2 protein-coding genes are annotated in these 1,485 nt (G+C 32.4%); both read left to right on the top strand.

The window, feature by feature from the left end:
• The first annotated feature begins 202 nt into the window (after nt 1-202).
• Nucleotides 203-367: a ribbon-helix-helix protein, CopG family gene (locus HUK49_RS10495; protein ID WP_001632704.1), complete on the top strand. Its 165-nt coding sequence runs from the start codon at nt 203-205 to the stop codon at nt 365-367.
• 51 nt (nt 368-418) lie between these two features.
• Nucleotides 419-1,003: a replication protein gene (locus HUK49_RS10490; RefSeq protein WP_001632705.1), complete on the top strand. Its 585-nt coding sequence runs from the start codon at nt 419-421 to the stop codon at nt 1,001-1,003.
• Nucleotides 1,004-1,485 lie beyond the last annotated feature (482 nt).

Below are 1,485 nucleotides of genomic sequence, written 5' to 3'. Positions count from 1 at the left end.
GCAGCATAGGGGGGTACTACGACACCCCCCTATGTAGTCCATAATCCATAATCCATAAATACGATGAACATTGATTTGACGGTATCTATCGCCATTTTAGAAAAAAATAAAAAATAAAAAATCTTTATATGTATGTATAACTCTAGACAAAGTTAGAGAAAATGGTTATCATGAAATTATTAATTTGAATGGAGAGATGATAATGGTAAGAGTAAAAGTTGGAATTACTTTAACTGAAGATACGTTAGCTAGGTTAGAAGAAATTTGTAAAGAAATGGGACTAAGTAAATCTCAAGCTTTATCTATGTTAGTTAATAAAGAATATATACAAAAATATCAAGATGATAACAAAGTTTTTAAGGCATAAAAAAATCGCCACGGGCAATGGCGAAATAATCGTGTACAGGAGCATTATATCATGGCTAATAATACAGAAAAAGATACTAGATCAAAGACATGGAATTTAATTGTTTATCCAGAATCAGCACCTGAAGGGTGGAAAGAGTTGCTTGTAGAGGATGGCATATCATTTGTATGTAGTCCCTTGCATGATAAGGATATTTTGCCTACAGGTGAGATTAAAAAGGCTCATTGGCATATTCTTTTGTGTTTTAGTTCCAATAAGACGTTTAAACAAGTGTTAGAAGTATCTGAACGTTTGAATAGTCCTATACCACAAAAGTCTAAATCAACTGGTGGTAGTATTAGATATATGATTCATATTGATAGTCCAGATAAAGTTCAATACAAAAAATCTGATATTGAAGTTTATGGAAATATCGATATAGAGCAATATTTTAGAATAACTAGTACTGAAAGATACGATTTAATCCGAGAAATGATTGATTTTGTAAGAGAAAATGAAATTGATGAAATCCAAGATTTAATTGATTATGCAATGATAAATCGATTTGATGATTGGTTTCCGTTACTTTGTGATAACTCAACGTTTATCATGAGTAATTACATAAAATCAATTCGACATAGAAAAAAGAGATTTTGAATTTTAGCTAGCCATATGGCTAGCTTTTTGCGTGAGCAAAAAAGGGGGATTGGGGGTTTACCCCCAACAAGTGTATTTGCAGTCACGAAATGAGCGTAGCGAATGAAGTGGCTAGCAAATACGATGCTTGCCAAACCAAAAATCGACATTGTGAAATGAGAAAATTTTTGACGAGCAAAGAAATAATGATAGCCACTTCAGTGGCGATTGGTGCAGGTTTTAAGTTGGATTAATCCAACTTAACAACCAATCCAAATCATTGATTTCGATATCGTGAAGTCAAAAAGCAATTATTTTACAATGTCGATTTTAAGGTGGGTTGGTTTTGAATTTAATTTTTGATTTTTGCTTACATTTTCAGGCAGCATAGGGGGGTACTACGACACCCCCCTATGTAGTCCATAATCCATAATCCATAAATACGATGAACATTGATTTGACGGTATCTATCGCCATTTTAGAAAAAAATAAAAAATAAAAAA

The sequence above is a fragment of the Limosilactobacillus portuensis genome (assembly GCF_014838735.1).
In the GTDB taxonomy this organism is placed as follows: Bacteria; Bacillota; Bacilli; order Lactobacillales; family Lactobacillaceae; genus Limosilactobacillus; species Limosilactobacillus portuensis.
The sequence above is the reverse complement of the archived record's forward strand: the minus strand, read 5'-3'. Positions and strand labels throughout refer to the sequence as shown.